We start from the raw sequence: 7,015 nt of genomic DNA on the forward strand, positions 1-7,015 counted from the left end.
ATCGAAAAAAACACAGGAGGATAGGGAGTTTATTATGCGTTTAGCTCCACTTTACCAACAGGATAGGGAACAAGCGGTTCAAGAAGGGGTACAGCAGGAAGCATTAAAGTTGGTTATTAGACTTCTTCAACGACGTTTCGGTGAAATACCGCAAAATCTTGAGGAAACCATCCGTAACCTTCCTGTGGAGCGGTTAGAAGACTTAGGACTCGCTTTATTAGACTTTGACACTTTGACGGATTTAGATAACTGGTTGCATCCGTGAGCAATGGCGATCATCTCATTCATCCTTGATTATTCTATAGTTAAGGGGTCCACATCGATCGCCATACTTACCTTGGGTAAAACTAAGCTTTTTAAAGGACGCAAAAGACCACCGATATCAGCCTTGTCTCCCGATAATTTTAACAGAATTTGCCAGCGATAACGGTTAGCCACGCGCATAATTGTTGCGGGTGCAGGTCCCAAAATATCCCAATCGGAACCCAAATTATTAACACATTCCTCCGCAACATTTTCGGCACTTTTCTGGACTGCTTCCCCATCTAAACCACTAAAGCGAATTAAGACTAAACTGCCGTAGGGAGGATAATTTAAACTCTCTCTGTGCATTAATTCCGTCTCGACAAAACCCTCATAATCGTGGGTTTGCACTGCTCTAATCACGGGATGTTCAGGGGTATAGGTTTGGATAATTACCTTTCCTTCTCTTTCTCCCCTTCCTGCTCTCCCTGCTACTTGAGTGAGGGTTTGAAAAGCGCGTTCGGAGGCGCGATAATCGGAGTGATAAAGTAAACCATCGGCAGCCATAATTCCCACTAGGGTAACTCGCTCGATATCTAATCCTTTGGTGAGCATTTGGGTTCCGACTAAGACATCGAATTCACCATCAGTAAATAGTTTTAATAGTTCCCGGGGAGCATTTTTGTTGCGGGTGGTATCACTATCAAAACGCAAGCAGCGCAAATCAGGAAATTCTTTGGTTAATTCTTGGGTGACGCGCTGAGTACCTGTACCAAAAAATTTCAGATAGGGAGAACCACATTCAGGACATTGTTTCGGATGGATGCGACCATAGTTGCAGTAGTGACAGCGTAGTAATTCCTGCGCTCCCGGGTCGGTATGGTGGTAAGATAGGGAGACATCACAGTGGGGACACTCTAGCACATAACCGCAACTTCGGCAAGATACAAATGTACTATATCCCCGGCGACTGACGAATAAAATTGCCTGTTCTCCCTTGTCGCGCAGGGTTTCCAGAGATGAACGCAGGGATTGACTAAACAGGGAACGATTGCCTCGTTGCAATTCCCGTCGCATATCGACGATTTCCACCCGCGGTAAGGGGCGATTTTGGATGCGATCGGGCAAAGATAGGTAAAGACTGGGATTAACTTGGGATTCTAGCCATGTTTCTAGGGATGGTGTGGCCGAGCCTAAAATTACGGGACAATGGTTTAATTGAGCGCGCCATTTAGCCACGGTACGCGCGTGATAGGTGGGGAGTAATTGGGTTTGTTTAAAGCTGCTATCGTGTTCTTCATCGAGGATAATCATGCCTAGGTGGGGTAAAGGGGCAAAAATCGCCGATCGCGTCCCGATAATGACTTGCGGGGTTCCTGTCAACATCTGTCGCCATGTATCGTATCTTTCTCCTTCCGAGAGGGCGCTATGATAAACATAGACTCGATCGCCAAAACGGGACACAAAGCGATCGGTTAGTTGCGGTGTTAATCCAATTTCGGGGACTAAAACCAAGGCAGATTTACCCGCTGCCAGGACAGGTGCGATCGCCTGTAGATAGACTTCTGTTTTACCCGATCCCGTCACTCCGTGTAAGAGGACGCTTTCACCACCTTTCAGGGTTTGAATAGCTTCTAGTGCTTGTTTTTGACTAGAAGTGAGTGTTTTTGGTTGATCCCTGCTCATAATCGCCGAGGATAAGCGCAGAAATTCCCGGTCCTCAATCACCACATAACCCTTGTCAATTAGTGGTTTAAAATGTTTTGTCCCCGCGAGTTGTGCCAATTCTGGCAGCCACATTTCTCCTCCCTGATGACGGAGAATTTCGACAATTTTGCGCTGATTTTCGGTTAAATCAGCAGGAAAGTCGGTTATTAGCAGGGTAATGGCTTTTTTTTGTTTAATATTAGGACTTTTGGGTGCTTCTAGATAACTTTCCACCCAACCGCGCTTAACTAAGTCTCGAATACCGTAATTAGCATTTTTGACTTTTTCTTGCAGGTATTTCGCCGAATAATCGCCTTCTTTTTGATTTTTTAGCAGGGATAAAATCTGACGGGAGAGGGGAGTACAAAAAACTTCCCCACCGGGGGGGATAGCTTCTGGTTTTAATCTGATGCGACGTTGGGAACTTCGCAGTAAACCCTTAGGTAAAGCGACGCGAACAACGGTGATTAAATCCGTCGCGTAGTATTGGGCGATTTTCGTCAATAACTGCCAATAATTATCGGGGAAAAAGCCCTTAGCAATCACATCTTCCACGGGACGAATTTGATTTTCTTCTAGTCCTGCGGGCAAATTTTCGAGAAATCTAAGAGCAATTCCCCCAATTACCTGAGAACCGAAGGGAACGCTTAAAATATCGCCAATTTCTACCGTTAAATCCCGGGGGATACTATAGGTTAATATTTGCTGATCCTCTTGACTATCTCTAGGATAAGGGCGATCGACCAAAACCTCTAACCACGGTTGCCCAGTTGTGGTTAATTGGTAAGGTGTGCGAGGTTCCGCTACAGTTAGAGTAGCACAGCGATCGAGCATAGTCAGTGGGGTGATGGGGTGATGGGGTGATGGGGAGAATAGGGTATTTAAATTATAGTTTAAAGCTTGAGGGGAATAAAACCAGTTAATTTTCTCTAAAAACAGTTTAAATATTGCTTTTTTGCCCGCAAATTTTGATTTTTAGCCCGTGAAATCTTTCCAAATGATAATTATTGACTATTAGCTATTGAATCAAACCATAGTTAGTCAAAAGGTGAGAATGGTTCTCAATAGAAAAAGCGAAGAAGAGTAATAAAAAGCTGACTGCTATCTTGATTGTTAAGAAGCGTGATCTTTACCTAGTCAAATACCAAAAACCTTAGTTAGATTGTATAAGTGGAAAACCTAAAAGTCTCCCCTATTCACCAGAAAATCTTATTGTCTGGTTCGGCGATTTGTAACCATCGACACAGAATCGCGCAATTATATCCCAGAAATGGCCGCCATTAATTAAGAAAACGTTTAAAAAATCTGCTCCCCGAAAATTCAATGTAACAATCAGCCCATTGGGAGAAATTGAGTTTCTCCCTGCTATTATAATCCCACTCCATCCATAACTGCTTATGAAAATCTCTAAACTAGCCTCTGATGATAATTTTAATCAAATCATTGCCCTGGAGACAAATCCTTTAGAACTAGACAGCGTGGATTTTGCTGAAAGAACTGACGAAGAGCTGACTGAACCTTTACCGGAAACCCTAAAAACCACTCGTGGGGGTAGTGGAACTGGATACGATAAAGGCAGCAATGAAGATACTGTTGGGGCATTTTTTAAAGAAATGGCCCGTTATCCCCTGCTTAATGCGGAAGAAGAAATTGAATTAGCCTACTCGGTTAAGTTTCTGATGGAAGCGGAAGAAGTGCGCCAAAAACTACAAGAAAATTTACATCGTCCCCCGACGAAAACGGAATGGGCAAGCGCTTTACAATTAGATAATGAACGTCAACTGGAAAACCGTCTTTATCGCGGACGAACAGCTAAACGGAAAATGATTCGTTCTAATTTGCGCTTGGTGGTTTCTATCGCTAAACGCTATTTAAATCGCGGAGTTCCTTTCTTAGATTTAATTCAAGAAGGTGCGATCGGACTCAACCGTGCGGCCGAAAAATTCGATCCCAATAAAGGTTATAAATTCTCTACCTATGCTTATTGGTGGATTCGACAAGCAATCACCCGCACCATTGCTAATGATGCGCGTACGATTCGTTTACCGATTCACATTGTCGAAAAACTCAATAAACTCAAAAAAGCGCAGCGCATTCTCAAGCAAGATTTACAGCGCAATCCCAATGAACGGGAACTCGCGGAAGCGTTGGAAACGACTCCCGAACAATTGCGGCAATTATTACAATTGCGTCGTCAATCTCTCTCTTTAAATCATCGTGTAGGGAAAGGAGAAGATACGGAATTAGTGGATCTGTTGGAAGATGATGATCTACAACTTCCCGAAGATAAAATGAATGAGATGATGATGCGTCAGGAAATTTTCGCAGTTTTAAGTGATGTTCTCACGGAACGGGAAAAAGATGTTATCTCCCTCCGTTATGGTTTAGCTACCAGTCAACCCTATACCCTAGAGGAAGTGGGGGGAATGTTCAATTTATCTCGCGAACGAGTACGTCAAATTCAAACTAAAGCGATGCGAAAATTACGTCGTCCTCAAGTCGCGCGTCGTCTGAAAGGATGGTTACATTAATAATTTTTTCTAACTCGTTCTCTCCTCTCTCCTTTTTCCCGGAGAGTTTTTTTTGTCGATATTTAGCTTAAAATTAAGATAAAGTTGATTTTCTCAGTAGATAGTCAAAATACCTATGAACGTACATCTTACCCGACAACAAGAGCATCTAATTCAACGGAAAGTGAAAACGGGAAAATATCAATCTCCCCAAGAAGTCATCGACTTTGCTTTGCAGTTACTCGATGAATACGAACAAATAACTGATGCGGAATGGAGAGAAGATATTCGGCAAAAAATAGATAAAGCTATCGGGAGCATCAGAAAATCATCCTCTCATAGATGGAGAAACTTTTGTCACTGAAATTATCCATCGTTTTCAAACCATGGGAGATTAATCTAAAATGGGTCGTTATGTCATAAATATACTAGCTAGTCAGGATCTGAATACAATAGCTGATTACTTTGCTAGTAATAATGTGGAAGCTGGTGAGATTTTTTTTTAAGAATTTAATCGCAAGTGTCAGCAATTAGTTTTATTCCCCCAAAGTGGTAAAAGCTATGCTTATATCCCTAAGGATTTAAGAGAATTATCCTTAAAAAACTATATTGTTTTTTATCGTGTCTTAGGAGAAGATATTGAAATTCTTAGAGTTATTAGTGGTCGTCGTAATTTCTCAGCTATTTTTTCTAGTTCTGAATAATTTTAAATTAATTCAATATGTCCAAAAACTCTTGGTTAATTCCCGATGATATTTATTTTCTCAACCATGGTTCCTATGGTGCAACCCCTAGAATAGTCTTGGATTATCAGCAACAATTGCGGCAACGAATGGAAAGGCAACCTTTAGCATTTTTGGGGAGAGAATTAGAGGGTTTATTAGATATTGCTAGGCAAAAATTAGCGGATTTAGTCAGCGTAAATAGCGATGATTTAGTCTTTGTTCCCAATGCAACCACAGCAGTGAATGCGGTATTAAATTCCTTAATTTTTCAGGAAAATGAGGAAATTCTGATCACCGATCAGACCTATAATGCTTGTGCTAATGCAGTTAAACATATAGCTAAAAGATGGGGTTTAAAGGTAATTATCGCTAAAATTCCCTTTCCTGTACAGTCCCCTTTAGAAATTAGTCAAGCAATTTTAGCATCTGTTTCTCCCCAGACAAAATTAGTAGTTTTAGATCATGTCACCAGTCCCACGGCCTTAATTTGGCCAATCGCAGAAATTGTGCAAGAATTAAATAATCTGGGCATTGATACTCTCATCGATGGCGCTCATGCTTTAGGTTTTTTACCCCTTAATATCAGAGAAATTAATCCCACCTATTATACTGCTAATTGTCATAAGTGGTTATGTAGTCCCAAGGGGGCTGCTTTTCTCTATGTGCGCGGGGATAAACAGGCAATAATTCGACCTTTAACTATTAGCCATGGAGCGAATTCCCCTCGACAAGATCGCTCCCGTTTTCAGTTAGAATTTGCTTGGATGGGAACCGATGATCCCACCGCTTATTTATCAGTGCCAAAAGCGATCGAGTTTTTAAATTCTCTCTCTATTGATGGTTTACTGGGTCTGATGGCGAGGAATCGTAATTTGGTTTTAAAAGCCAGAAATTTGCTTTGTCATGCCTTAGAGGTCAATTATCCCTGTCCAGAATCAATGATCGGATCGATGTCTTCAATTCTAATTCCTAGTTATGCTTGGGCAGCAGAAGATTTATCTAGACAACTGTGGGAAAAATATCAGATTGAAGTGCCGATAATTCCTTGGGGAGAAGCATCATTAATTGTGAGGATTTCTGCTCACTACCATAATTCGATCGAGCAGTATGAATATTTAGCTGGGGTTTTAAATTACTTGCTATTGCGGCCGTATCAAACCGATAATTGGTCTAAAATACTTCCTGGAGCATGGTTTCCTTGAGCATTTCTAAACCCTTTTTCACCCGACGGGAGACGGTAACGACACTAATGCCTAATTGTTCGGCGGTTTCCCGTTGAGTAAGATCCTTAAGGAAGACAAATTCGAGAATATGACGGGTTTTGTCTTCTAATTGAGCCAGTGCCTGTTGTAAACGAATGCGATCCTCTTGACAAAGTTGAAAGCTGCGATAACGGGGATCGGGAACGATGTCTTTTAAACAAGTATTATTATCTTCATCGTTATTAACCGTCGCATCGAGACTAAGAGGTTCACGATTTTGGAAAGCCAGTTTTACCTCTTGCCATTCTTCGCTCGAAATATTTAAAGCGCGGGAGATTTCCGTATCATTGGGTTGACGATTGTAGAGGGACTGGAAATCCCGACGCACATTTGTCGCTTGTCTGCCTAAATCTAACCAACGACGAGGAATACGAACTGTATAACCTTTATCGCGCAGATGGTGTTGAATTTCGCCGCGAATATAGGGAATCTAAGTACAGGACAAAAAATGTAAGGACTGGAGAAAAAGAGAAAAGTTAGGTAATGAAGGATTGAGAATAAGATGACGAAGGTGGTCTAAACCTAGCCGAAAGAGGCTTTTTGCTCGGCGACCATGTTTCTTGATAGG

General features: G+C 41.8%; 5 protein-coding genes and 3 pseudogenes. 5 read left to right on the forward strand and 3 right to left on the reverse strand.

Annotated elements, in window-relative coordinates; genetic code table 11:
* On the forward strand, positions 1-265 hold a 265-nt coding region (locus tag O9295_RS26810), incomplete at its 5' end, for a DUF4351 domain-containing protein (protein ID WP_288036304.1).
* Positions 266-294: 29 nt separating this feature from the next.
* Here the strand turns inward: O9295_RS26810 and priA are convergent.
* Complete coding sequence (priA, locus tag O9295_RS26815) at positions 295-2,784, reverse strand: primosomal protein N' (RefSeq protein WP_288036305.1); 2,490 nt, start codon at positions 2,782-2,784, stop codon at positions 295-297.
* Between the two features lie 563 nt (positions 2,785-3,347).
* Between priA and O9295_RS26820 the strand changes: the two genes are divergently transcribed.
* From O9295_RS26820 to O9295_RS26835, 4 genes and pseudogenes are all read left to right on the forward strand, one after another.
* Entirely contained in the window at positions 3,348-4,481 is a 1,134-nt protein-coding gene (locus O9295_RS26820) for an RNA polymerase sigma factor, RpoD/SigA family (protein ID WP_288036307.1), read from the forward strand.
* A 115-nt stretch (positions 4,482-4,596) separates the two neighbouring features.
* The gene (locus O9295_RS26825) at positions 4,597-4,824 is read left to right on the forward strand and encodes a ribbon-helix-helix domain-containing protein (RefSeq protein ID WP_147070050.1); all 228 of its coding nucleotides are present in this window, start codon (positions 4,597-4,599) and stop codon (positions 4,822-4,824) included.
* Between the two features lie 160 nt (positions 4,825-4,984).
* Positions 4,985-5,164, forward strand: a pseudogene (locus O9295_RS26830) (type II toxin-antitoxin system RelE/ParE family toxin); the annotation flags it as partial.
* 17 nt (positions 5,165-5,181) lie between these two features.
* A complete protein-coding gene (locus tag O9295_RS26835) occupies positions 5,182-6,387 on the forward strand; it encodes an aminotransferase class V-fold PLP-dependent enzyme (RefSeq protein ID WP_288036309.1) in 1,206 nt (401 codons plus the stop codon).
* Here O9295_RS26835 and O9295_RS26840 read toward each other — a convergent pair.
* Both O9295_RS26840 and O9295_RS26845 read right to left on the reverse strand, forming a co-directional pair.
* Positions 6,356-6,877, reverse strand: a pseudogene (locus O9295_RS26840) (sigma-70 family RNA polymerase sigma factor); the annotation flags it as partial. The gene O9295_RS26835 and the pseudogene O9295_RS26840 sit on opposite strands and share 32 nt — an antisense overlap.
* Positions 6,878-7,015: pseudogene (locus tag O9295_RS26845) on the reverse strand (IS4 family transposase); the annotation flags it as partial.

Origin of the sequence: Microcystis sp. LE18-22.4A (assembly GCF_027531105.1) — a bacterium.
GTDB lineage: Bacteria > Cyanobacteriota > Cyanobacteriia > Cyanobacteriales > Microcystaceae > Microcystis > Microcystis aeruginosa.